The 24,211-nt window shown below is 38.4% G+C and carries 20 protein-coding genes and 1 pseudogene; 16 read left to right on the top strand and 5 right to left on the bottom strand.

The window, feature by feature from the left end; all coding sequences use genetic code 11:
• Positions 1 to 104: 104 nt before the first annotated feature.
• The 5 genes from B5D30_RS04315 to B5D30_RS04335 all read left to right on the top strand — a co-directional run bounded on the left by B5D30_RS04315 (position 105) and on the right by B5D30_RS04335 (position 5,632).
• Complete coding sequence (locus B5D30_RS04315) at positions 105 to 1,172, top strand: galactitol-1-phosphate 5-dehydrogenase (RefSeq protein WP_078806801.1); 1,068 nt, start codon at positions 105 to 107, stop codon at positions 1,170 to 1,172.
• 440 nt (positions 1,173 to 1,612) lie between these two features.
• Complete coding sequence (rpiB, locus tag B5D30_RS04320) at positions 1,613 to 2,044, top strand: ribose 5-phosphate isomerase B (protein ID WP_078806802.1); 432 nt, start codon at positions 1,613 to 1,615, stop codon at positions 2,042 to 2,044.
• Positions 2,045 to 2,076: 32 nt separating this feature from the next.
• The gene (tkt, locus tag B5D30_RS04325; protein ID WP_078806803.1) at positions 2,077 to 4,071 is read left to right on the top strand and encodes a transketolase; all 1,995 of its coding nucleotides are present in this window, start codon (positions 2,077 to 2,079) and stop codon (positions 4,069 to 4,071) included.
• Between the two features lie 8 nt (positions 4,072 to 4,079).
• Positions 4,080 to 4,727: a ribulose-phosphate 3-epimerase gene (rpe, locus tag B5D30_RS04330; protein ID WP_078806804.1), complete on the top strand. Its 648-nt coding sequence runs from the start codon at positions 4,080 to 4,082 to the stop codon at positions 4,725 to 4,727.
• 2 nt (positions 4,728 to 4,729) lie between these two features.
• On the top strand, positions 4,730 to 5,632 hold the full coding sequence (locus tag B5D30_RS04335) for a 6-phosphofructokinase (protein ID WP_078806805.1): 903 nt from the start codon (positions 4,730 to 4,732) through the stop codon (positions 5,630 to 5,632).
• Positions 5,633 to 5,713: 81 nt separating this feature from the next.
• On the opposite strand, the gene B5D30_RS04340 is transcribed toward B5D30_RS04335, so the two are convergent.
• A complete protein-coding gene (locus tag B5D30_RS04340; protein WP_078806806.1) occupies positions 5,714 to 6,808 on the bottom strand; it encodes a glycerol dehydrogenase in 1,095 nt (364 codons plus the stop codon).
• 253 nt (positions 6,809 to 7,061) lie between these two features.
• Between B5D30_RS04340 and epsC the strand changes: the two are divergent.
• The 8 genes and pseudogenes from epsC to B5D30_RS04380 all read left to right on the top strand — a co-directional run.
• Positions 7,062 to 7,580: pseudogene (epsC, locus tag B5D30_RS04345) on the top strand (serine O-acetyltransferase EpsC); the annotation flags it as partial.
• Between the two features lie 211 nt (positions 7,581 to 7,791).
• Positions 7,792 to 9,204 carry a cysteine--tRNA ligase gene (gene cysS, locus B5D30_RS04350; protein ID WP_078806808.1) on the top strand — a complete coding sequence of 471 codons (1,413 nt, stop codon included), beginning with the start codon at positions 7,792 to 7,794 and terminating at the stop codon, positions 9,202 to 9,204.
• The gene (locus tag B5D30_RS04355) at positions 9,204 to 9,617 is read left to right on the top strand and encodes a Mini-ribonuclease 3 (RefSeq protein ID WP_078806809.1); all 414 of its coding nucleotides are present in this window, start codon (positions 9,204 to 9,206) and stop codon (positions 9,615 to 9,617) included. Before cysS ends, B5D30_RS04355 begins: the two co-directional genes overlap by 1 nt.
• On the top strand, positions 9,604 to 10,374 hold the full coding sequence (rlmB, locus tag B5D30_RS04360) for a 23S rRNA (guanosine(2251)-2'-O)-methyltransferase RlmB (RefSeq protein ID WP_078806810.1): 771 nt from the start codon (positions 9,604 to 9,606) through the stop codon (positions 10,372 to 10,374). The genes B5D30_RS04355 and rlmB overlap by 14 nt, the downstream gene beginning before the upstream one ends.
• A gap of 29 nt (positions 10,375 to 10,403) precedes the next feature.
• Entirely contained in the window at positions 10,404 to 10,925 is a 522-nt protein-coding gene (locus B5D30_RS04365) for an NYN domain-containing protein (protein WP_078806811.1), read from the top strand.
• Between the two features lie 74 nt (positions 10,926 to 10,999).
• Positions 11,000 to 11,611 carry a protein adenylyltransferase Fic gene (gene fic, locus B5D30_RS04370; RefSeq protein WP_078806812.1) on the top strand — a complete coding sequence of 204 codons (612 nt, stop codon included), beginning with the start codon at positions 11,000 to 11,002 and terminating at the stop codon, positions 11,609 to 11,611.
• A 161-nt stretch (positions 11,612 to 11,772) separates the two neighbouring features.
• Positions 11,773 to 12,969: an AAA family ATPase gene (locus tag B5D30_RS04375; protein WP_078806813.1), complete on the top strand. Its 1,197-nt coding sequence runs from the start codon at positions 11,773 to 11,775 to the stop codon at positions 12,967 to 12,969.
• Between the two features lies 1 nt (position 12,970).
• Positions 12,971 to 13,525, top strand: coding sequence for an RloB family protein (locus B5D30_RS04380; protein WP_078806814.1), 555 nt, complete (start codon positions 12,971 to 12,973; stop codon positions 13,523 to 13,525).
• 708 nt (positions 13,526 to 14,233) lie between these two features.
• Here B5D30_RS04380 and B5D30_RS04385 read toward each other — a convergent pair.
• Positions 14,234 to 14,950, bottom strand: coding sequence for a pseudouridine synthase (locus tag B5D30_RS04385; RefSeq protein ID WP_078806815.1), 717 nt, complete (start codon positions 14,948 to 14,950; stop codon positions 14,234 to 14,236).
• A gap of 61 nt (positions 14,951 to 15,011) precedes the next feature.
• On the bottom strand, positions 15,012 to 16,658 hold the full coding sequence (locus B5D30_RS04390; protein WP_078806816.1) for a putative polysaccharide biosynthesis protein: 1,647 nt from the start codon (positions 16,656 to 16,658) through the stop codon (positions 15,012 to 15,014).
• A gap of 152 nt (positions 16,659 to 16,810) precedes the next feature.
• On the opposite strand from B5D30_RS04390, the gene B5D30_RS04395 reads away from it, so the two are divergent.
• The 3 genes from B5D30_RS04395 to B5D30_RS04405 all read left to right on the top strand — a co-directional run bounded on the left by B5D30_RS04395 (position 16,811) and on the right by B5D30_RS04405 (position 22,546).
• Complete coding sequence (locus tag B5D30_RS04395; protein ID WP_078806833.1) at positions 16,811 to 18,331, top strand: UDP-N-acetylmuramoyl-L-alanyl-D-glutamate--L-lysine ligase; 1,521 nt, start codon at positions 16,811 to 16,813, stop codon at positions 18,329 to 18,331.
• Between the two features lie 294 nt (positions 18,332 to 18,625).
• A complete protein-coding gene (locus B5D30_RS04400; protein ID WP_078806817.1) occupies positions 18,626 to 20,536 on the top strand; it encodes a fructose-specific PTS transporter subunit EIIC in 1,911 nt (636 codons plus the stop codon).
• A 90-nt stretch (positions 20,537 to 20,626) separates the two neighbouring features.
• Complete coding sequence (locus B5D30_RS04405) at positions 20,627 to 22,546, top strand: BglG family transcription antiterminator (RefSeq protein ID WP_159443202.1); 1,920 nt, start codon at positions 20,627 to 20,629, stop codon at positions 22,544 to 22,546.
• A 61-nt stretch (positions 22,547 to 22,607) separates the two neighbouring features.
• Here B5D30_RS04405 and B5D30_RS04410 read toward each other — a convergent pair whose 3' ends face one another.
• Both B5D30_RS04410 and B5D30_RS04415 read right to left on the bottom strand, forming a co-directional pair.
• The gene (locus tag B5D30_RS04410) at positions 22,608 to 23,270 is read right to left on the bottom strand and encodes a hypothetical protein (RefSeq protein ID WP_078806819.1); all 663 of its coding nucleotides are present in this window, start codon (positions 23,268 to 23,270) and stop codon (positions 22,608 to 22,610) included.
• Between the two features lie 136 nt (positions 23,271 to 23,406).
• On the bottom strand, positions 23,407 to 24,141 hold the full coding sequence (locus B5D30_RS04415) for an epoxyqueuosine reductase QueH (protein ID WP_078806820.1): 735 nt from the start codon (positions 24,139 to 24,141) through the stop codon (positions 23,407 to 23,409).
• Positions 24,142 to 24,211: the final 70 nt, after the last annotated feature.

Genomic DNA, 24,211 nt, shown 5'->3' on the forward strand with positions numbered 1-24,211 from the left:
TGTTCCAGAATCTTCTGGAGAGCAAGAATCTTTTGTATAGATAGAAATATCTCTCTAAACGAAAAGGAAAACAGACAAAGAAAACAAGAAGAAAGAGGCAATACATGAAAGCAGGAGTATTAAAAGCAGTCAATGAATTTCATTATGAGGATGTAGAATTAGGAGCATTAGCAAGCGGAGATGTACGGATAAGAGTGGCAGCCGCGGGAATTTGTGGTTCAGACATTCACAAAATGCAAGGGCATTGGAAATATCAACTTCCAATGATTACAGGACATGAATTTGCAGGAGTGGTGGAAGAAATCGGAAGTGATGTGCAAAAATTTAAAAAAGGTGATCGTGTGGCGGTAGCTCCGTTAATTCCTTGCTATGAGTGCTATTACTGCCGTTCTGGGCAATATCAAATGTGTGAAGAATACACAATGACAGGCACGCACAGATATGGAGGATTTGCCGAATATTGTGATGCACCGCAAGAAAATATTATCCCGATTGGCGATGATTTATCGTTTGAATCGGCAGCAATGATTGAACCTTTAGCTGTTGCAAGTCATGGCGTAATTGGAATTGAGCCAAAAGTTGGCGATATAGTGGCGATTTTTGGTTTAGGAACAATTGGGCTTTTAACACTGGAATGGCTAAAACTAGCAGGTGTAAAGAAAATTATTGGCATTGACATTGATGAAAACAAACTAATCGAAGCTAAAAAACGTGGGTGTACGCATATGATTAATCCATTAAAGGAGGATTTAGTGGAAAAGGTCAACGAATATACTGACGGCATGGGGGTAGATATTTCAATGGAATGTGCGGGGAGCAAAATCACCGAGGAGCAGTGCTTGTTGATTACACGGAAACAAGGGAAAATCGGCTATCAAGGAATTGCCTATTCAGATGTAACATTAAAGCAAGAGGCATTTGAGAATATTTTCAGACGAGAATGTACGATTAAAGGTTTTTGGAACTCCTATTCCTCCCCATTCCCGGGAAAAGAATGGTTCAATTCGGTAGATTATTTGAGAAATGGAATGTTGAAAATTTCCGACATGATTTCTCATCGTTTTGAACTAGCAGACTTACAAAGAGCATTCAACATCGCCGTCAACCGAGAAGAAAGCTACAACAAAATCATGATATACCCCAACGGAATAGAATTTGCACAAAGGAATTAACAGAAAAGCGAGCGGGGCGATTTGAAGTCTGCAACAGCGAACCATGTCGTTTATTTACTTGAAGCGAAGCTTCAAGCGACATTGTGAGCAGTTGCCAGACTTCAGCCCCTCGTAGCTAGACAAAGAAAAGCAAGCGGGGCGTTCTGAAGTCTGTGGCAGTGAGCCGTGCCGTTTACTTGATCGAAACGCAAGTTTCGATCGGCACTGGGAACAGCCACCAGACTTCAGCCCCTCATAGCTAGACACAGAAAAGCGGAGAGGAGCGATTTGAAGTCTGCAACAGCGAACCATGTCGTTTATTTACTGCTACACTTCGTTTCGCATACAGTCTTTCTAAGAATCAAAGATTCTTGAAAGACTAGCATCGAAACGAAGTTTCGAGCGACATTGTGAGCAGTTGCCAGACTTTAGCTCCTCATAGCTAGACAAGGAGGAACCCAATGAAAATAGCAATCGCAAGCGACCACGGAGGATTTCAGTTGAAAAATGCTTTGATTCAACATTTAGTTCAAAAAGGAATTGAAGTGGAAGATTATGGCACGCAAAATGATGTTGCCTCAGTTGATTATCCTTACTATGGACGACTAATTGGAGAGGCGGTTGTCAATCAAAAGGCGGATTATGGCATTGCCATTTGTGGTACAGGAATTGGCATAAGCATTGCAGCAAATAAAGTTTCGGGCGTTCGTGCGGCACTTTGCCATGATGTATTTTCAGCAAAAGCCACAAGAGAGCATAATGATAGTAATGTACTTTGCATGGGACAACGAGTTATCGGTGAAGGATTAGCTTGTCTCATCGTAGATACATGGCTTGAGGCAGTGTATCAAGGTGGTCGACATGAAAAACGTGTTCAAATGTTGAATGAGTAGAAATCATGAGATAAAATTGGAGGAATATTTACATGAGTCAAGAAGATTTAAACGCAATAACAGCAATTCGAGCATTAAGCATTGATATGATAGAAAAGGCAAATTCTGGTCACCCCGGAATGCCACTTGGAGCAGCGGTAATGGGCTATGCACTTTTTGGGCGAGAGATGAACATTTCACCAAGTACACCTCATTGGTTTAATCGTGACCGTTTTGTATTGGCGGCAGGGCATGGGAGTGCGTTGCTTTATAGCATGATGTATTTACTAGGTTACGAAGACGTGAGTTTAGAGGAATTAAAGCAATTTCGACAGCTTGGCAGTAAAACTCCGGGACATCCAGAATATACGCATACGGTAGGAGTTGACGCAACGAGTGGACCACTTGGTCAAGGAATTGGCACAGCTTGTGGTTTCGCCTTGGCGGAATCCTATTTATCCGCAAAATACAATCAAGAAAACTTTGATTTAGTGAATCACTACACATTTGCTTTATGCGGGGACGGCGATTTGATGGAAGGAGTGAGTGGGGAATCCTCTTCCCTTGCAGGACACCTAGGGCTTGGGAAATTGATTGTCCTATACGATAGCAACGATATTTCGCTAGACGGAGAATTGAGTGAGTCGTTTTCTGAAAATGTACGTCAGCGTTATGAGGCTTACGGTTGGCAAACGTTATTGGTTGAGGACGGGAATGATTTGGAGGCGATTATAAACGCTATTCAAATGGCAAAAGACGAAAGTAATAAACCGACATTAATTGAAGTGAAAACAACGATTGGTTTTGGTTCACCGAATAAAGCAGGAAAATCTTCTTCTCACGGTTCCCCTCTTGGTGAAGTGGAGGCACAAGCAGCCAAAGATTTTTACGGTTGGCAATCGGCACCGTTTGAAGTGCCAGAGGAAATTTTAGCTTATACAAGAGAAATTGGTGTGCAAGGAGATAAAAAGGCTCAAGAATGGTTAGAGTTGTATTTGGCATATCAAGAACAATATCCTCAATTAGCCGAAGAATTTTTAGCAAGTATCGAAGGAGACATAGAATTAGAAGGGCTTGTATTGCCGTCTTTTGAGGAGAACGGAGCAATTGCGACACGAAGTGCCTCAGGTATCGTATTAAATGCACTTAGCGAGCAACTACCAGACTTTTTAGGCGGTTCTGCTGACTTAGCAAGCTCTAATAAAACCAATTTGACCAAATTTGAACGATTTTCTGCAAAGAATCGTCAAGGGAAAAATATTTGGTTTGGTGTGCGTGAATTTGGCATGGGAACGATATTGAATGGTATGACACTTCATGGAGGAGTGAGAGTATTTGGTTCAACGTTCTTTGTCTTTTCAGATTATGTTCGCCCTGCTATTCGGATGTCTGCGTTGATGAATTTGCCAGTATGGTACATTTTCACCCATGACAGCATTGCCGTTGGCGAGGACGGACCAACACATGAGCCAATCGAACATTTAGCAAGCCTACGAGCAATGCCAAACGTGAGAATGTATCGCCCAGCAGATGCAAAAGAAGTGGTAGCTGCATACAAACACGCTCTGCTTGAGACGAATAAACCGAGTATTTTTGTCCTCTCTCGTCAAGATTTGCCTGTCTTGCCAAATCCGCAACAGGTGATAGATGAGGGGGTAGCAAAAGGAGCTTACATTGTTTCCACTCAGAAAAAAGAAAGTGACGGAATTTTGATTGCCACAGGAAGTGAAGTCGCACTTGCCTTAGAGGTGCAAGCACTACTAGCGGAAAAAGGAATTTACACTCGAGTTGTTTCTATGCCAAGTAGTCAATTATTTGATGAACAGTCAAAAGAATATCAAGAAGAAATTTTGCCAGAAAAACAAAAAAATCGACTTTCTATTGAATGTGGGACGAGTTTGGGCTGGAGAAAATATGTTGGCGACAGCGGAGTTGTTATCTCGATAGATGAGTTCGGAGCAAGTGGAAAAGCAGAAGTGTTAATGGAACATTTTGGCTTTACGGCAACCTCTATTGCTGAGAAATATTTAGCAGCATTTGGAAAGTAGGTGAGAAAATGAGCATAAAAATTGCCCCCTCTATTTTAGCAGGAACTTTTGAAAATCTAGGTGCGGTTGTCGAAAAAATTGAACAAACGAATGCAGAAGTAATTCATATAGATGTAATGGACGGTCAATTTGTTCCACCGATTACTTTTGGCTCTCAAATGGTTCAAAGTCTTAGAGCGTACTCGAAAAAACGGTTTGATGTGCATTTAATGGTGCAAAATCCGGAACAGCAAATTCCTTTATTTATTCATGCGGGAGCAGATATGATTAGTTTTCACGTTGAGGCAAGTCGTCACCCACATCGCTTGCTCCAACAAATCAAGCAATCAGGCGTGAAAGCAGGTATTGTCTTAAATCCGGGAACTTCGGCATTTAGTGTTGCTCCATTGTTGAATGAAGTGGATTATGTATTGCAAATGTCTGTCAATCCGGGGTTTGGCGGTCAAGCGTTTATTCCAGAAGTGCTGAAAAATGTTGAACAACTTGCCAAATGGCGAAAAGAGGAACATCTGACATTTGAAATTGAAATTGACGGAGGAGTCAATGAAGAAACAGCTTTTCTTTGCAAACAAGCTGGAGTAGATATTTTGGTGGCAGGAAGTGCGGTACTAGGCACAAATGATTGGCAGAAGGCAATAGACAAATTAAGAGGTTGAATATGAAAAAAGTAGTAGTAATAACGAGCGGGGGAGACGCACCGGGAATGAACGCTGCTTTGTACGGCATTGTCAAGAAAGCAACGGAGGAAAATATCGAAGTGTACGGTGCAAAATGTGGGTATATTGGAATTATCGAGGAAAATTTTGTTCCCTTGACCATAGAAAATACATTTCCCTACCTTCGTCAAGGCGGAACGATTTTAGAAACGATTCGATTTCCCGCTTTTCAAGAAAAAGAAGTCCAAAGAACTGCCGTTGAAATTATGGAAAAACATGACTTTGATGCCCTAATTGTCATTGGTGGCGACGGTAGTTACAAAGGAGCTGCCAAACTCTCGCAATTTTACTTTCCAGTTATTGCGATTCCTGCAACGATTGACAATGATATTTTCGGAACAGAAAATTCACTAGGTTTTTCCACAGCGGTGAGTAACGCAACGGCGGTAATTGACAAGTTAAGTACGACAGCTGCAAGTCATGGGCATATTTTTGTAGTCGAGGTTATGGGCAGACATTCTGGGAATATTGCCAAAAAAGTTGGAAAAGCAGTCGGGGCGGATATGACGATTATTCCTGAAAAAGAATTTACAACAGAGGAAGTCATTGAAAGTTTAGACTTGAGCAAAAAACAGGACAAAAAATATAGCATGATTGTAACGGCAGAAGGTGCAATTAGCTGTCTTGAGTTGACAAAAAACATCGAAAGAAATAGCAAATACAAAGTACACCCACTCATTTTAGGACATATCCAACGAGGAGGAGACCCTGCTTGTGAGGATAGAATTTTAGGCATAGAATTTGGCGAAGTGGCAATCAAACTTTTAAAGAAAAAGAAATATGGCATTGCATTAAGAGTTTACGGCGGAAAAATTGACGCATTACCACTATCAGAGTATCTATAAGAAAAAAGGCTGGGTACAACGATAACCCAGCCTTATTTTGAACGGATAAAATGAACGGAATTAATATGGGTTACCCATATTTTATTTCAAACTCTTAACATAAGCATCCACAGCAAGTAAAGCATCTGCTACGTCTTCAGCTGTTACGACAAAAGGCATTTGGTGAATTGTTTCACCTTCAATGGTGGCTTGTTTGCCGACTTTGAGCAATTCTTCGTAATTTGCATTTCCTAGATGAATTTCTTCAAGAGTAGTCGGTAAGTCAAGAGATTGATAGAAACGGATATATTTATCCAAAATTTCTTTTGGTTTATTTTCTAGTACGAGTTGTGTTAACGTGCCGTAGGCAACTTTTTCGCCATGTGTCAAATGATGAATATCGCCATGCAACGCTGTAAAACCATTGTGGATTGCGTGAGTAGCAGCCAAACCACAGCTTTCAAAACCAATACCACTTAACAAAGTATTTGCCTCTACAACAGCCTCAAGAGCTTCCGTTACCACATTTGCACGATTTGCCTCGATTGCTTGACGTCCGTAGGCAAATAGAGTTTCTTCACATTTTTCAGCAATTGCAATTGCTGCGAGACTTGGTTTTCCACCTGCCATAGTATCTCCATTTTTCTGCAACACGGCACGACCTTCTACCCACGTCGCTAAACCGTCTGCGATACCAGAGGCAAGTAAGCGAGTAGGTGCTTTACTAATTACTTCGGTATCTACCAGCACTAACTCTGGATTTTTCTTGTAGAAAAGATATTGCTCAAATGCTCCTTCTTCTGAATAAATAACAGACAATGCAGAGGTTGGAGCGTCAGTTGATGCGATAGTTGGCAAGATTGCCACAGGTAAAGATAACTTATCAGCAATTGCTTTTGCCGAATCAATCGTTTTTCCTCCACCAAGACCTAGCACTACATCAGACTGATTTTCTGCTGCGATTTTCGACACACGCTCAACTTCAACAAGAGAGGCTTCCCCGTTAAATGCGACACGCACGGTTGTTAAATCTTTTGCGGTCAAATTTTCGACCAACTTCTCCCCAGCGATTTTCCAAACGACATCATCGCAGAGTAACAAGGGTTTCACCCCTAATTTTGCGATATGTTCAATTCCAGTAGTTAACACACCTTTTCCTTGAACATAGCGAGACGGACTTGCAAATACTTTAGTCATGTAAAATCCTCCATTTCTATTTTGAAAACACTTTCTTCGTTACCTGTTCATCATATAGCGGATTACTTGTGAAATCAATATCACAAAGTGAATTTAAAATTATTTGCACATTTGTGCGATTCCTTTTTCACTACTTACCAAGATAGAAAAAAATAATCAAGAAATTCCTCTTTCTTCTCATTTAGTTTTCGAGAATTTCCTTAAAAAATGCTACAATAGGAAAAAGATAATGATTTAGAAAGTAGGGAGTGCAATGGGCTTTTGGAAAGAGGCGATTAAAGTAGTTTTGAAAAATGATCCTGCTGCGAGAAATGCGATAGATGTGCTATTGACCTATCCGGGAGTACACGCACTTGCAGCTCATAGGATTAGTCATTTTCTTTACAATAAAAAATGCTTTTTACTAGCAAAAATGCACAGTCAACTCTGGCGATTTCTTACGCAAATTGAAATTCACCCGGGAGCAAAAATTGCCTATGGAGTGTTTATTGACCATGGAAGTGGTCTAGTCATTGGTGAGACAGCTGAAGTTGAGCGTGGTGTGAAATTGTATCATGGAGTAACCCTTGGGGGTACAGGGAAAGATACAGGGAAACGCCACCCTACCGTTCGTGAAAATGCACTCATCAGTGCACACGCACAAGTCATTGGCCCAGTTGAAATTGGCAAAAATGCAAAAGTTGGAGCAAGTGCAGTTGTCAACAAAGACGTACCAGAAGGTGCCACAGTAGTAGGGATTCCTGCCAAAGTCGTGAGAATTTATGGAGAAAAAATAGGAAAATAAAAGCGAGCGGAGCGTTCTGAAGTCTGCAACAGCGAACCATGTCGTTTATTCACTGCTACACTTCGTTTCGCATACAGTCTTTCTAAGAATCAAAGATTCTTGAAAGACTAGCATCGAAACGAAGTTTCGAGCGACATTGTGAGCAGTTGCCAGACTTCAGCCCCTCGTAGCTAGAAAAAGTAGAAAAAGGAGCATTGAAATGAAGTTATACAACACAATGACAAGACAAAAAGAAGTGTTTGTTCCAATAGAAGAAGGAAAAGTAAGAATGTATGTTTGCGGGCCGACCGTTTACAACTACATTCATATCGGTAATGCAAGAAGTACGGTTGCTTTTGACGTAATTCGTCGCTTTTTGGAATATCGTGGCTACGAGGTGAATTATGTATCAAATTTCACAGATGTAGATGATAAAATTATTCAGCGTGCCAAAGAAGAACAGTTGACACCTGAAGAAATTGCTGAAAAATATATTCAGGCTTTCCGCAAAGATGTCGGAGCGTTGAACGTACTTGAGGCGACAAGCCACCCACGTGTTGTGGAAAATATGGACGATATTATTTCATTTATTGAGGTATTAATTGAAAAAGGATTTGCATATGAAAGTTCTGGAGATGTGTATTTTCGTGCTAGAAAATCGGAAAACTATGGAGCGTTAGCCAATAAAACGATTGACGATTTGGAAATCGGTGCGGGCGGACGTGTGGGTGAGGAGGCAAATCGAAAGGAAGACCCGATTGATTTTGCTCTTTGGAAACAGGCGAAAGAAGGCGAAATCTCATGGCGTTCTCCTTGGGGTGACGGCAGACCCGGCTGGCATATTGAGTGTTCGGTGATGGCAACTAAATTTTTGGGAGAAACCATTGACATTCACGGAGGCGGTAGTGATTTGGAATTTCCACATCACACCAATGAAATCGCACAATCTGAGGCGAAAACGGGAAAAAAATTTGCAAATTATTGGTTGCACAATGGATTTGTAACCATTGGCGAAGATGACGAAAAAATGAGCAAGTCGCTTGGGAACTTTGTCACAGCTCACGAATTGCTCAAGCGTGTAGACCCTCAAATCGTTCGATTTTTGATGAGTACAACGCAATACAGACGTCCGATTCGCTTTAGTGAAACGGCATTGCTTGAGGCAGAAGTAAATTTGAACAAGCTGAAAAATAGCTATCACAATTTTACATTTAGAGAAGAAAGTCTTGTGGAATCTCTTGCGAGTGATGACGAAAAAATGAGCGAACTCATCCGTCTGGAAAATAGATTTATTGCGGAAATGGAAGACGATTTTAACGCGGCAAATGGTGTGAGTGTTTTTTACGAGCTTGCAACATGGATGAACAAAACAGCGGAGGAAACAGCGATTTCTGAGAAAGTTTATGCTCAAACAATCAAAATTTTCCTAGGAATTGCTGAGGTTTTCGGGCTGACATTTACCAAAGAAGAAAATTCACTAGATGAAGAAATTGAACGATTGATTGAAGAGAGAAATCTCGCAAGGAAAAATCGTGATTTTGCAAGAAGTGACGAAATTCGTGATACATTAGCAAGTCGTGGCATTGTGCTAGAAGATACTGCCAATGGTACACGTTGGAAAGTGGTTGAATAATGGAGAAAAAAGATGTGTTACAGATGAACGGTGTCGCTCTTGCGTACATGGGAGATGCGATTTATGAGGTGTATGTGCGAAAATTCCTCATGGAAACAGGTGTCCATAGACCTGCACAATTTCATCATAGAGCAAAGCAATATGTCAGTGCCAAGGCACAAGCTTTTTTGTGGCAAGAAATGACTGCTGCGGAATTGTTGAGTGAAGCGGAAGTTTCCATTTTCAAACGCGGACGAAATGCTCACACGCACACAAAGGCGAAAAATACAGATGCAAAAACCTATGCGATTTCCACGGGATTTGAGGCGGTGCTTGGCTATCTTTATTTGACGGAAGAAACTGCACGGCTAGAGGAAATTATCAATTGGTGTATTGCAAAAATCGGAAAGGTTGACAAATATGACCCGAAATAAACAAGAACATGAAAAAAAAGAAATAGATGAAAATCTTCTCTACGGTCATCACGCAGTCAAAGAGGCACTTTTGAGCGGACGTGTGAATAAATTATTTTTCGTAGAAGAAAGTCGTGGAAAATCTTTAGATGAGCTAAAACGCATTGCTAGAGAAAAGAAAGTACCTGTCAAATTCATTTCCAAGCAAAAAATGGATTCTTTGACAAATGGTGCGGTTCATCAAAATGTCTTGGTTTCAACTCAACCTTTCGAGTATTTGGAGTTAGAAGAATTACTTGCCAAAACCGACAAGGAACAAGCATTTTTGATTGTTTTAGATTCATTGACCGACCCACACAATTTTGGCTCGATTTTGCGAACGAGTGATGCCGCAGGTGTGGACGGTGTGATTATTCCTAAGCATAGAGCGGTTGGCGTGACACCGACAGTTGTGAAAACTTCAACAGGTGCGATTGAACACGTACCAATTGCCCGTGTAACCAATCTTACGCAGGCGATGAAACAACTAAAAGAGCAAGGCTATTGGGTGTTTGGCACAGATATGAAAGGTGTCCCATATCAAAAATGGCAAACAAAGGGGAAAATCGCTTTGATTATCGGCAATGAAGGAAAAGGCATGAGTCAAGGGCTGAAAAAAGAAGTGGACGAGATGATTACGATTCCGATGAGTGAAACTTCTCACGTTCAAAGCCTAAATGCGAGTGTAGCAGCAAGTTTGCTGATTTATGAAGTGTATCGAAATAGAATGAACGGATAGCATAAAAATCTTGGGAACGGAGGTGTAGCATGAAAAAACAACTGTTGATTGTAGACGGGTATAACATGATTGGCTCTTGGCAGGAGTTGGTTTTATTGAAAAAATTGGAACAGCTAGAGGAGGCTAGAGAGCTACTTTTGTTTGAGTTGTCAAATTATGCAAAATTTGAGCATTTACAAGTCATTGTTGTTTTTGATGCTATGCACGTTCCGGGTATTTCCAGAAGTTATGATAAATATCAGCTAGAAGTTGTCTTTACAGGTGAGGGAGAGACTGCTGATAGCTACATAGAAAGATTGGCAGTTGAGAAAAACAATGTTTTGACACAAGTCAGTGTCGCCACAAGTGATTTAGCAGAGCAGTGGGCGATTTTTTCACAAGGTGCATTGCGTGTGAGTGCCAGAGAGCTTTATCAAAAAGTTCAAACGGCGAAGAAAAATATTACAGGTGTTGCCCTAGCCACTCAGGAGCAAGCGAGGCGGCGAAATTCACCTTGGAGTGCGGGACAGTTGTCGGTGTTGGAGGAGATGCGGAAGAGTTTGGAAAAATAATTTCTAGGAGGAAAACGATTGATGACAGAGAATAAAAGCGAGTTAACAGAAAGAATGTAGAGGAGCTGAGCTAATTGTTAGAAAATAGACTGGGGATTACCGATAGCCTCGAATTAGCGAGACAAGAGGAGAAAATCACAAAACTAAAAGCTAAAAAGTTTTTTGACAGTGATGAAATGAATACTATTCAAGTCGGTACGTTCAAAGGTTTGGCAACGATTCATCAATATTTATTTGAAGATGTTTATGATTTTGCTGGTAAGATAAGGGAAGTAAATATCGCAAAAGATAATTTTCAATTTGCACCAAGGATGTTTCTTCCTGCCTCTTTGGACTTTATTGATACATTACCGCAAAATACTTTTGATGAAATTGTTGAAAAATATGTAGAGATGAATATTGCTCACCCTTTTCGTGAGGGGAACGGTCGAGCAATGCGAATTTGGCTTGATTTAATTTTGAAAAAGGAATTAAAGAAAGTGGTTGATTGGTCGCAAGTGGACAAAGATGATTATTTATTGGCAATAGAACGTAGTCCAATTAAAACAACAGAAATCAAAGTAGTGCTATCAAATGCCTTAACTGATAAAGTAGACGACCGAGATATTTACATGAAAGGCATTGACTATTCTTATTATTATGAAGGGTATATGGAATATCATACGGAAGATTTAGATGAAAGTTAAAAATAAGGATACCTCTAAAAACTAGCGATTTTGAGTGAGTGTGAGTTTTTAGAAATATTCATATAAAAAGCTTAACGAAAGTCCATGAAAACGTTTTTCTGTTTTTATGGATTTTTTATGGAAGGCTTGATATAATATAAAAAAGGACAAGGAGGTTTGTGATGTTAATAGAGTTCACATTTGAAAATTTTAAAAGCTATAAAGATGAAGCGTATTTTTCAATGGAAACTGGAGAAAAAGTTAGAAGAACGACAGCAACAAAGTTTAATACGTTTGAAACAAAGCAATTAAGATTATTAAAATCCAGTCTTATTTTTGGTGCAAACGCAAGCGGAAAAACAACTGTAATTGAGGCTTTGTCCGTTTTTCAAAACATTGTGTTGAATCCATTACCAACGATTAATCATATGTTTCCTTTTTCGCCATATAAATTTGATGAAAAGACAATTAATGAACCAACGAATTTTGTATTGAAATTTGTTGATGAAGAAATAGTTTATGAATATTCATTAGCTTATAAGAAAAATAAAGTGGTGAAAGAAACTCTTAAATACACAAAAAATACGAAGAAAGATTTGGATCTTATTTTTTCAAGAGAAAATAAAAACATTCGTGAAAATCAATTGTATCTACATTTTTTGCAACAGGAAAACAATGAGCATTCTAATCGAGTGATGAAATATTTTTCAGAAAAAATTATTATTTTTACAGGGGATACGGAATTTAATACTAGTATTTTCTCAATGTTAGAAGAAGAAAATAATAGGCGTATCTTTTTAGAATTTATGAATGCAGCAGATTTTTCAATCGTAGATTGTGAAGTTGTTGAGGATGAAATGCCATTGGAACTTCGTGAAGAGCTAATTCAAAAATTTAATATTCCAATTTCTCATTTAAAAACGAAGAGGCTTATTTTAAAGCATAGAGTACAGAATGAAAATGCAAACATTAACGGCTCATTAATGTTTGAAGAGGAGAGTCAAGGGACCAAAAAAATGATTTTCGTTGCTTTATTGATGTTGGCTCAAAAACAACAACAAGCAACTTTGTTGATAGATGAATTTGATTCAAATATTCATTTTGAATTAGCACAAAATATATTATCACTTTTTCATTCTGAGTTAAATAGGGGGCAATTGGTTGCGACAACACATAATGTGGAACTTATGGATTGTAATTTACGCAAAGACCAAATATATCTAACAGATAAAAACGAATATGGAGAGAGTACGATAAAAAGTATTTTTGATTTTTCAACTCGAACGGATATTTCATTTAGCAAGCGATATATTCAAGGGAGATTTGGCAGTCTTCCTGTTGTTGATACATTGAAATTAGAGCGTATTTTTGGTGAATGATATGGGAAGGAAGCAATCAAAGAATTTAAAAGAAAATAAGATTCTTACGATTTATACAGAAGGTGAAACGGAGAGAATTTATTTTTCAAAAATCAAGAGTTTGCTAAGAAAGGCAAACCTCAAAATAAATATCACAAATTCGAAAGGGAAATCGGCTCAGAATCTTGTTGATTACGCAGAAAAAACAGAGAAGAAGAAATCTAAAAAAGACAAGTCAGATGTTGTAATACTAATTTTTGATAAAGACGAAAATGATTTGAATGAAATTCAAAGTGTATTAAACAGAAAGAGAGTTGGTTTTTGTAATGAAAGTTTTGAATTGTGGTTGTTATTGCATTATCAAGAAGTAAAAGAGGAATTATCCAGAGAAAAACTTTTGAAGAAGCTAAAAGAAGTAAATCCCAATTATGAAAAAACAGATGAGCGGACAATAGAAGAAATAGCACAATTACTGGATACAGCCGTGAACAATTCAAAAAAACTTTTCAACAAAGAATTTAGAAAAAATCCTTATTGTAATATAGAGAAAGTAATTGAATTACTCAAGGAGAATTAAGGGTACCTCTAAAAACTTCATTTAAGACTAAATTAGCTAGTTTTTCTTGTTTTCGATGCTGTGACCAGTTGCCAGACTTCAGCCCCTCGTAGCTAGACAATAAGAAAAGCGGAGAGGGGCGATTTGAAGTCTGCAACAGCGAACACTGTCGTTCATTTACTAGAAACGTAAGTTTCTAGCGACATTGTGAGCAGTTGCCAGACTTCAACCCCTCGTAGCTAGACAGTCGTTGAGGAGACTGACGAAGAAAATCGGAAAACTAGCAATTTTGGATAAACGTGAGTTTTTAGAGGTGTCCTTTATAGATGAAAGTGAAAACTATAAAGAATACGTTATTCATGAAATGCTATTGAAAGACAATGGTATCTTTCAGTTTTGTATATTGTTGCTGTTGTGACGGAGAAAACTGAACGAAGTAAGGCGTTATACCAGTGGAATAAGTTGAAAAAGCGAAACTGGTAAAAGAAGAATGTGGCTATACGTTTTACAGAATGGCAGATCACAGATGAGTGCAACGTGTTATGGAGGTGATAACTGTTTGGTAAGCTATAAAACTCATTGAGATTATAGATGTTCCTGTTGATGAAGAATTTATTGAATGGTTAGTAATGCTTCATAAAGAACTTCACCACCGTGCTTTACGCTTGCCGTCGTTGGGGGATTTGTTTTGTTATAGGCGATGAAAGAATGGAAAAAAGAGGTTGCCTATTATAAAGCCAACCTCTCAACCTCCTCCCCCGTCAACCTCCGATACTCCCCACGTTCCAATTTTTCATCCAACAAAAGTGATCCCATTCGCACTCGTTCCAAAAATATGACTTTCATTCCCACAGCCTCAAACATTCGCTTAATCTGATGAAATTTTCCTTCGTGTAGAATGATTCTTATTTCACTTGTATGCGTTGTTTCATCGACTTTTTCGATAATGAGTTGGGCTGGGAGGGTTGCCTCCTTGTTTTCAAGAGTGATACCTTTTGCGAATTTTTCAGCGGTATCAAGTGTGGCAATGCCCTTTATTTTTGCGAAATATTCTTTTTCCACGTGCTTTTTCGGTGAAAGTAATTCGTGTGCCAACATTCCGTTATTGGTAATTAATAATAGACCTACGGTATCTTTATCTAATCGACCAACAGGGAATAAATCACTGCGGAAATCATGTTCGTCAAGCAAGTCAATGACTGTTTTCTGCACCTTATCTTCTGTTGCAGACAAGACACCTTTTGGTTTATTGAGTAAAAAATAGTGGAATTTTTGATAGTGAAGTTTCTCGCCATGAAAGCAAATAGTATCTACTTCTTCATTTACATGAAATTTTCCATCTTTTTTCACAACATCATTGACAGTTACCCCGCCTTTTTTCAACAAAAACTTGACCTCTTTGCGAGTGCCAAGACCTGTTTCGGATAGAAATTTGTCTAATCTCATAGTTTTAAAACAAGGCTAAAGCAACACTTCGCCAGTATTGTTTTAGCCTTACCTTTCGTTTTTATTTCATCTTTAATTTCCGTCTTAAACCTGCAATTAGTCCGCCTAACAATCTATCCGCAATCCGTGTAGACAAACTTAGGAATAAATATGCCCCGCCACCAACGAAAGCCGTCAGCATGACCAAGATGAATGAGCTAAACTTATGCGTGTCATCAAGGAAAATGCCGAAAATTTGTTTGGCAATGAACGATAGAAGTGCCATAATTAACGTTAAAATTAATAGCAAGATTGTGCGACGTGTAACTTTTGATAGATTGACCCGACTTACTTTGCGAATGTGTCGAGTAATTAAATAACAAGAAACCCCGAATCCGACAAATGTAGAGATTATTGGACCGTAAACTTCAAAAAGTTTGACGGCAGGAAATTGTACGATAATTTTTACGACCAAACCAACCATCAAATATTTCACTGTAATGCGATTTTGGTACATTCCTTGGAGCATATTGCTTGTGAGCATATAATAGCCAAGAAACAGACTCTGGAGAGCTGCCCATGCAAGAACGTTTGTCCCAAGAGCATCAGGGGTGTAAAAAATCGTGTAAAGTGGTTTGGCAAGAATCATCATGCCTGCGACACTAGGTAGCATAATAAAGAAAAATAGTTGTAAATTATTGGAAACAAGTGTAGCTAATTCACGCTTTTTTCCAAGTGTATAATTTTCCGTAATCAATGGTAATCCAGTGCCAGAAAGGCTGGTCGCAAGTGCAATAATTACCATAGTCAATTTATCAGGATTGGCACTGAAAATGGAGAACAACGTCATTAATTGTTTGTCGGAATACTCGGTGAACAATCCCATTAGTTTTGAAAATGTGAACTGGTCAACAATCTTAAACAATTGCACACCACTTCCCACAATGATAAACGGAATTGACTGCCGAATGGTTTCAATGAGCAGATCGCTCCCTTTAATTTTGATATTTTCCACTCCATGCTTACGCTCTATTGCATCAAGGACGGGCATCTCTCGCCATAAATACCAAATTAAAACGGCAAACGAGGCAATCATACCGATAAACGCGGCGAATGTTGATTGTACAACAGCATTGACATAATCGCCTTTTTGCACTTTCATAATGATAAAAGCAGTCAAAAGCATATAGGCGACACGTGCTACTTGTTCAATAATTTGTGAAACAGCCATTGGTGCCATTTGATTGTTTCCTTGGAAAAAACCTCGGATAACGCTCATGCAAGGGAATACAAAGACTGCTATCGCAAGAGAACGCATGACAGGTACAAGACTTTCCCCACCACCAGATAAATTAGCTAATAAAGGAGCAAAGAGAAACATAATCAGAGCAAAAAACGCTCCAAGTACCGCCATTGCTTTCAGTCCTGTAAAAAAGAGTTTGCGTGAAACTTTATATTCATTGAGTGCATTGTATTTTGCAGTTTGTTTGGCGACTGCCCCCGGAATCCCTGCTGTTGAAATTAAAAGGAACAACGCATAAATATTGTACCCCATACTAAAAAGACCATTTGCCTGATTGGCGTGCGACCCCATCCATGCGTACCAAGGGATAATATAAACAGCACCCAGCAAGCGACTAACCAGATTCCCTGCTGCCATCCACAAACTTCCCCGCACCATTTGACTTTTTTGCTGATCCATTTTTTCAGCATCTATTTGAACGTCCATTATTTTTCCTACTTTCAGTGACCATTTATATATTCTTTTTTTCTCCTAAAGCCTATTTTAATCAATTCCCAGCGGATATGCAATCAAATTTAAAAAGGAATTTCAAAATGTGTTATACTCAAAGAGAAAGTGAACGAAACGGAGGCACAAAGATGAGATTGAACTTCAATAGAGTGAGAGAAATTTTAGTGAAAGACAACTTATTTCGAGAGATGATTGTTGAGGGGAAATGGTTTTATGAAACACCTGAGACAGTAGCAAAACGTGAATTTTACAATTTATCTTATGACTCACGCCAGACGGATAAGGATACCTTATTTTTCGTGAAAGGAATGAATTTTAAGGAAGAATTTTTGAAAAAAGCAGTAGAAGAAAATGGTTTGGAGTTTTACGTTTCAGAAGTAGTCTATGACGTGGAGGCGACAGCGATTATCGTAAGTGATGTCAAAAAAGCAATGTCACTTCTTGCCCAAGCGTTTTACGATTTTCCGCAAAATGACTTGAAAATTATCGCTTTTACAGGGACGAAAGGGAAAACGACAAGTGCTTATTTTGCTAAAGCGATTTTAGATGAAACAACGAAGTGTAAAACCGCTCTGCTTTCAACAATGAACACCACACTTGACGGGGTAACGTTTTTCAAATCACAGCTTACCACGCCAGAGAGCTTGGATTTGTTTCGCATGATGAATGAGGCACGAGAGAATGGAATGACACATTTAATCATGGAAGTTTCTTCACAAGCGTACAAAACCAGCCGAGTGTACGGTTTGCTTTTTGATGTAGGGATTTTCCTTAATATTTCGCCAGACCATATCGGACCGATTGAACATCCTAGCTTTGAGGATTATTTCTATTGCAAACGTCAGATTTTGTCACATTCTAAGGCAATCGTGCTAAATCGTGAGGCAGATTATTTTGAGTTGCTCAAAGAAGAAGCTCTTTCTCAGGAAAAACAAGTGCTAATTTACGGAACAAGCAAGGAAGATGTAGATGTATTTGTCCAGACAAATAAAGAAAAGGTCTTTTCTTTTACACTTGAAAATGGAGAACGCTCGAATTTTTCTGAGTTAAATGGAGAATACTCACTCCGTCTCTCTGGAGATTTCAACAAAGGAAATGCCCTTGCAGCCTCTCTTGCCAGCCTGCTTGTCGGAGCGAGTAAGGAAGAAATCAAAACAGGAGTTGCCCAAACAACCGTTCCGGGACGAATGGAGACACTAGAATTGGCAAATGGTGCGACAGTATATGTCGATTATGCACACAATAAAATTTCCCTTTCTTCCCTTTTGTCAGAAGTGCGAAAACAGCACACAGGGAAAATGATTGTTGTGTTAGGAAGTCCTGGAAATAAAGGGGAAAGTCGCAGAAGTGATTTTGGAGAAGTGCTAAGCGAACAAGCTGATATTGTCATTTTAACAGCGGACGACCCAAATTATGAAAATCCAAAAACAATTGCCAAAGAAATTCAACTGGCGATGAAACACCCAAGAGAAACGCACGTCGAAATTGATAGAGAACGTGCCATTGCTCTTGCGATAAGTCTCGCAGAAAATCCTGAGGATGCCGTTGTTCTCGCAGGAAAAGGTGCCGATTTGTACCAAATTGTCGAAGGGAAACGTGTAGAATATCTCGGAGATTTTGAGGTGGCAAGGAGAATGAGCGAGGGGTAAGGAATGATTGTCAAGTCGAAGATTTCGGCTTGGCTTTTTTGCAAGACAAGACTACAAGGAACTTTAGAGGTACCCTTGAAATAGTTAGCGAATTTCTGTTACAACGGAAAAAAATTGTACTTAATAAAATAAGGTATTCTATTTTATACTATGGTCAGGTCAAATAAAAAAGAAATGCGAAGAAGTGCGTTTTGAAGTCAGCGGTAGTGAGTCACGTTGTTTATTTTAGTTCTATTCGACGTTGCCAACTGCCACCAGACTTCAGCATTTCGTAGCTAGAAAAAGGAGAAAATCATGAAAAAAATTGTAGCTATTACTTCATGCCCAGTAGGCGTGGCACATACCTACATGGCAGCAGAAAATCTTGAGAAAGCAGGAAAAGCACTAGGCATTGAGGTCAAAGTTGAAACGCATGGCTCAATTGGGATTGAAAATCAATTAAGCCCCTCTGATATTGCAGCAGCAGAAGGCGTGGTGATTGCAGCAGATACTAATATTGACAAATCAAGATTTAATGGCAAGGCAATGATAGTTGTTGGCGTGCAAGACGGGATTCATAATGCTACAAAATTATTGCAAGATATTTTAGCTGGAAATGCCTCGATTTATCACGACACATCAAGTACTGGCAATCAAAATACTTCTATACAAGAAGAAGGGCTAGGTAAAAAAATTTACAAGAGTTTGATGAATGGAGTTTCCTACATGGTGCCATTCGTTGTAACAGGAGGATTATTAATCGCTATTTCCTTGACATTGGGGGGAAAAGCAACATCTGAGGGAATTGTTATTCCTGAGGGAACACTTTGGCATACGATGAATACTATTGGCGGGATTGCAATGGGATTAATGGTGCCGATTTTGTCAGCGTTCATTTCACAAAGTATCGCAGATAGACCGGGTCTTGTTCCGGGATTTGTAGGAGGAATGCTTGCGGCGAACGGTTCGCTTTATGGTAGCAGTGCTAACGCAGGATTTTTAGGAGGAATTGTTGCAGGTTTTATTGCGGGATTTGTCGCATTAGGATTGAAAAAAATACCCGTGCCTAAGGCAGTTCAGTCCATTATGCCGATTATTATGATTCCGATTTGCTCTTCTCTCATTGTTGGATTTCTCTTTATTTATATCATCGGGGAACCTGTTGCAACGCTATTTACAGCACTATCCAAGTTTTTAGTGAGTATGCAAGGAGGCAGTGAAATAATTTTGGCAATGATTTTAGGTGCGATGATTGCGTTTGACATGGGCGGACCATTCAATAAAGTGGCATTTCTTTTTGGGTCAGGATTGATTGCAGAAGGCAATTATTCAATCATGGGACCAATTGCAGTTGCTATTTGTATTCCGCCACTTAGTTTAGGTCTTGCATCATTTGTTCTAAAAAATAAATTTTCACCTGCTGAAAAAGAAGCTGGAAAAGCTGCATTTACAATGGGATTATTCGGTATCACAGAAGGAGCGATTCCTTTTGCCTCAAGTGACCCGTTGCGAGTGATTCCTGCGATTGTTGTTGGTGCTATGGCAGGAAGTGTGAGTGCGATGTTGTCCGGTGTAACAGATCACGTTGCTCACGGGGGACCGATTGTTGCCGTTCTTGGTGCGGTGGACAATGTAGTGATGTTTTTCGTTTCTGTAATTATAGGTTGTGTAGTTGTGGTTGGAATGTTACAATTTTTGAAAAAGGATACAGTAAGTGCAGCTCAAGAAACAGTAAATACTGCGGATGTTCCAACAATTGCAGAGGAAAAAATAGACTCCATTGGCTCATTAATTGATTTGGATTCTATTGTGATAGACGAAGAAATTTCTACTAAAGAAAATATGATTTCAATGCTTGTAGCGAGTTTGGAGAAAACAGGAAAAATCACAAGTGCCTCTTCTTTTGAAAAAGCAATTTACGAACGTGAAGAACAAAGCACGACTGGGATTGGTATGGGGATTGCGATACCGCATGGAAAATCTGAAACGGTGAAAAAACCAAGCATAGCTTTTGCAAGGGAAGTAGCAGGGATTAATTGGTCTTCTCTTGATGGCAAACCAGTGAATTTATTGTTCATGATAGCCGTTCCAAAAGAAAGCAGTGGAGATGCACATTTGAAAATTTTACAGCATTTGTCAAGAAAACTTATGGATGAAGAATTTAGAGAAAATCTACTCTCTGCACCAGACAAATATGCGATTAAACAGCTTTTAGATAAAATGTAATTAAGGGTACTTAGCCAAGCATTGGACTTCTATTATTAGTGCTTGGCTGAGTATCATTGTACTTTCACATGAGGAGCAATGGAGAATGAGATGAATAAACGACAAAACAACCTACTTATAGCATTACTTCAGCAAGAAAGTTTTCAAACGCTCAAATTTTATGCAGCGACTCTCTCTGTTTCCGAACGTACTCTACAATCTGATTTGAAAGTAATTGACGAATATTTAAAAACGCAATGTTTAAAACTATTTATTGAGCGAAAAAAGGGGATTGGCATTAGGTTAGTAGCAAATAATATAGAACGCACGCAGTTACTAAAGGACATAGGATTTGTAACGGACAATAACAACGAAGAAGATTTTTTAAGAAAACAGGAATTGATATTTTATCTAGTCATTGGAAAATCACCGCAGTCCATTGAGGAATTGATTGAACGCCTGTATATTAGCAAACAATTACTGAAAAAAGATTTAAAAGCAATAGAGCCTACGATTCAACGCTTTGGGTTAGAATTGATTTCTAAGACGAGAGTAGGCACGTATATTGCTGGCGATGAGCGAAACAAAAGGGAACTTCTCGCTACGACGTTAAAGAATATACGACAAAATAATTTGAATGATGTATTATTAGAGGATTTTTTAGGGAAAGATACGCTACTTGTCATTCAGCACATTCTTGAAGAAGTTTTTCAAAAATTTGATTTTGTGTATGACACGAATAATTTTAGCATTGACGTTCACGTGTACTTCATGCTTGAGCGAATGAAACAAGGTGAAACAGTTCAACTAACAGAAGAAGAACGAGTGCATATTCAAAATTCACTTGCACAAAAGATGAGTGGCTCTATTATTGGTTTGCTTTCTAAAATCTACCCTATAAAATTTTTTCCAGATGAGATAGATTATTTAGCTTGCAGAATTAATGGCGTTATTAATGCGGATTTATCTGGAAAAACAACCAACGATATTTATACAGATGATGTGACAGACTTGATTATTCACAAAGTGGAACAATTAATGGATGTATCTTTACAAGATGATTTTGAATTGAAAGAAAATCTATACAATCACTTGCGTTCGGTTTATTATCGAGTAAAACATGGGTTTTCAATCGCCAATCCTTTGAAAAAAGAAATAATGACAGCCTACACGCAGCTTTTTTTAATTATCCAAATGGTATTGGAAGAGGTTTACGCAGATGAAAAATTCTTGATTCCTCAAGAAGAAATTGCCTATTTGACCATTCATTTCCAAACGGCTATTGAACGAAAGAAAAAACAAAATTTGAAAAGCTATAAAGTAGTTTTGCTTACGCAATATACAAAGTCTATGGCGACTTTTTTTGAGGCAAGATTACAAGCTGAAATTCCAGAGTTAGTGATTGTAGAAAGTATGCAAATAGGAACGGAGAATGTTATTCCAGAGGATTTAGATTTTATCATTAGCACTATACCAATTGAGAGCAGAAATAGCGTAATTACGATTTCACCGATGATTACGGAAATGGATATTGCCAATATTAAAGAGTGGATGTTGCACAACAAACCGAACTGTAAAACAAAAAAACTAGACATTTCTAAATTTGTCACACCGTTTTTAGTTTTTCCGCAATTAGAAATTGAGAACATGGAAAATCTATTGACCATGCTTGGTCAAAACCTTGTAAAACACGGCTATGTTCAAGAAGAGTTTATCACCTCTTTGTTGCAACGTGAATTACGTTCAAGCACAAGAGTCGCACCTCTCATCTCACTTCCACACGGCAATCCTAATTTTGTCAATCATTCAACGATTTCGATTGCTACTATGAAAACACCAATTGATTCTCAAGGCGAAAGCACACAGTTAATTTTATTGCTTGCATTAAGAAAAGAAGATATAAAAACACCGAGTTTTCGCCAAATTTTTTCAGTAGTTGATTTTTTGAAAAGAAGTCCACAACATCTTCAGAGAATTTTACAAGAAAAAAATCAGATTGAACTAATTAAATTATTATCAGAGTATGAATAACCAAAAAAAATCGCATTGAGTGAATGCGATTTTTTTAGTTGAGAATTAGCATATATTTTCACTAATAAGTCTCCTGCAAATATTTCATAGCTTTTTCTGGTGGCGTGATTGCAAAATGTTCTTGGATAAATTCCTTCTCGCTCGGCAATTTGTTTCCATAGTGCAAGAAAAAGTCAACCGCCCATTTGCCTGAGAATTTATTTATATGATAAGAAAAATTATAGGTAATTTCGCAATTTTTTGGGTCATTCAAATAGTTTTCATCTGGTAATTTTTCACCAGATAGCAAAGTACCGCTCTTTTTGACTATTTTTTGCCACGCTCTAACGTCTTCTTTTGTCGTGACTGTTTTGCAAGACGAAGGATTCCAATCTAAAATATTCCCGCTAGGCTCATTATCATTGATTTCAATGAGTTCCTCTGACGGAATTTGGAAAGTGGAAAGATAATCCGTACATTCTTTTTTTGCAGTAGCATTCACATAAGAATAGCGAGCGAAAAATGCAATGCTAAGAACCACAACAGGCAACGCTACCAGACCAATTGCACCCAAAAAACCTAGTAAGATTCGTTTCTTGCTTATGCCAAGATAGAAAAGAGCAAGAATAATTGTGATTGTAGCAGCCAAAAGCACCCATTTGTTCAAGATAATTACAAGCAATGTCAACACAGGAGAAGCTAAAAGTAATCCTAGACCAATCAAAAGTTTCTTTCTTTTTTGCATTGTCCTCGACCTCCAGTTTTTATTTTCACAAGGTTATTTTATCAAAAAAACTTGTCGAAAAGTGTTGATTTGATAGAGTTAAGAAAAAGATAAGAAATAACATAGGACTTCACAATAAAAAAGGATTGAGTCGACATCAATCCTCGTTTTTCGTCTGTTTTTCTAAAAATGCTACCGCCTCGCGATTTTGTTCTTTTAAATCCACGCCTTGCTGTTTTGCTGCAAAAACGCAACCGCAATAGCATTGACGGTAAATATCGTACTCTTTGCACATTTCAATCGAACGTTTATAACCGTTATTCTTTTTAAAATCGCTCGGTAAATAATGCACACCGTAAATTTTCTGTATATCCAATCCGATTTCATTAATTAATTGCCCGTTTTTTTTTGGTGACAACGTCAACGCACTGCCAAAATAGTCATAACCAAGCTCGAGAGCTTTTTCTGCCACAATATCTAGTCGCATTTGGAAACAACTCGCACATCTTTTACCACCTTCAACTTCTGTTTCCAAATTCAAACGTTGCACCATTTGCATAAATTCGTTTGGTTTGTACTCTGCACTTAAAAATTGCACTTGATTATTTGTTCGCTCGTTGAAATCTTTGACAAAATTTTCCTGCACAATCTTGCGACGTTCGTACTCACTTCGTGGGTGGATATTTGAGTTGGCAAAGTAAATTGTAACATCTGCACTTTGTGATAAATATTCCAAACTATATGTGCTACAAGGAGCACAGCAAGAATGTAGCAAAATCTTTGGACGAACATTCTCCCTCGCCCAACTTGTTGCCACTTGCTGAAACACCTTATCATAATTGATTTTCTGATTTTTATTCAACCGCTGTAAAATCTCTTCCGCATTTATCATAATAACACCTTACATTCATTCATTTTTTTTTAGTGTATAACGAAAAAAGAAAACACGCAAGCATTAAAAG

It is taken from the genome of Pilibacter termitis (genome assembly GCF_900167335.1).
Classification (GTDB): Bacteria; Bacillota; Bacilli; order Lactobacillales; family Streptococcaceae; genus Pilibacter; species Pilibacter termitis.

Bases quoted from the DNA above. Each gene is read 5' to 3' on its own strand.
- B5D30_RS04315 (WP_078806801.1), top strand. From the start codon at position 105: ATGAAAGCAGGAGTATTAAAAGCAGTCAATGAATTTCATTATGAGGAT.
- rpiB (WP_078806802.1), top strand. From the start codon at position 1,613: ATGAAAATAGCAATCGCAAGCGACCACGGAGGATTTCAGTTGAAAAAT.
- tkt (WP_078806803.1), top strand. From the start codon at position 2,077: ATGAGTCAAGAAGATTTAAACGCAATAACAGCAATTCGAGCATTAAGC.
- rpe (WP_078806804.1), top strand. From the start codon at position 4,080: ATGAGCATAAAAATTGCCCCCTCTATTTTAGCAGGAACTTTTGAAAAT.
- B5D30_RS04335 (WP_078806805.1), top strand. From the start codon at position 4,730: ATGAAAAAAGTAGTAGTAATAACGAGCGGGGGAGACGCACCGGGAATG.
- B5D30_RS04340 (WP_078806806.1), bottom strand. From the start codon at position 6,808: ATGACTAAAGTATTTGCAAGTCCGTCTCGCTATGTTCAAGGAAAAGGT.
- cysS (WP_078806808.1), top strand. From the start codon at position 7,792: ATGAAGTTATACAACACAATGACAAGACAAAAAGAAGTGTTTGTTCCA.
- B5D30_RS04355 (WP_078806809.1), top strand. From the start codon at position 9,204: ATGGAGAAAAAAGATGTGTTACAGATGAACGGTGTCGCTCTTGCGTAC.
- rlmB (WP_078806810.1), top strand. From the start codon at position 9,604: ATGACCCGAAATAAACAAGAACATGAAAAAAAAGAAATAGATGAAAAT.
- B5D30_RS04365 (WP_078806811.1), top strand. From the start codon at position 10,404: ATGAAAAAACAACTGTTGATTGTAGACGGGTATAACATGATTGGCTCT.
- B5D30_RS04375 (WP_078806813.1), top strand. From the start codon at position 11,773: ATGTTAATAGAGTTCACATTTGAAAATTTTAAAAGCTATAAAGATGAA.
- B5D30_RS04380 (WP_078806814.1), top strand. From the start codon at position 12,971: ATGGGAAGGAAGCAATCAAAGAATTTAAAAGAAAATAAGATTCTTACG.
- B5D30_RS04385 (WP_078806815.1), bottom strand. From the start codon at position 14,950: ATGAGATTAGACAAATTTCTATCCGAAACAGGTCTTGGCACTCGCAAA.
- B5D30_RS04390 (WP_078806816.1), bottom strand. From the start codon at position 16,658: ATGGACGTTCAAATAGATGCTGAAAAAATGGATCAGCAAAAAAGTCAA.
- B5D30_RS04395 (WP_078806833.1), top strand. From the start codon at position 16,811: ATGAGATTGAACTTCAATAGAGTGAGAGAAATTTTAGTGAAAGACAAC.
- B5D30_RS04400 (WP_078806817.1), top strand. From the start codon at position 18,626: ATGAAAAAAATTGTAGCTATTACTTCATGCCCAGTAGGCGTGGCACAT.
- B5D30_RS04405 (WP_159443202.1), top strand. From the start codon at position 20,627: ATGAATAAACGACAAAACAACCTACTTATAGCATTACTTCAGCAAGAA.
- B5D30_RS04410 (WP_078806819.1), bottom strand. From the start codon at position 23,270: ATGCAAAAAAGAAAGAAACTTTTGATTGGTCTAGGATTACTTTTAGCT.
- B5D30_RS04415 (WP_078806820.1), bottom strand. From the start codon at position 24,141: ATGATAAATGCGGAAGAGATTTTACAGCGGTTGAATAAAAATCAGAAA.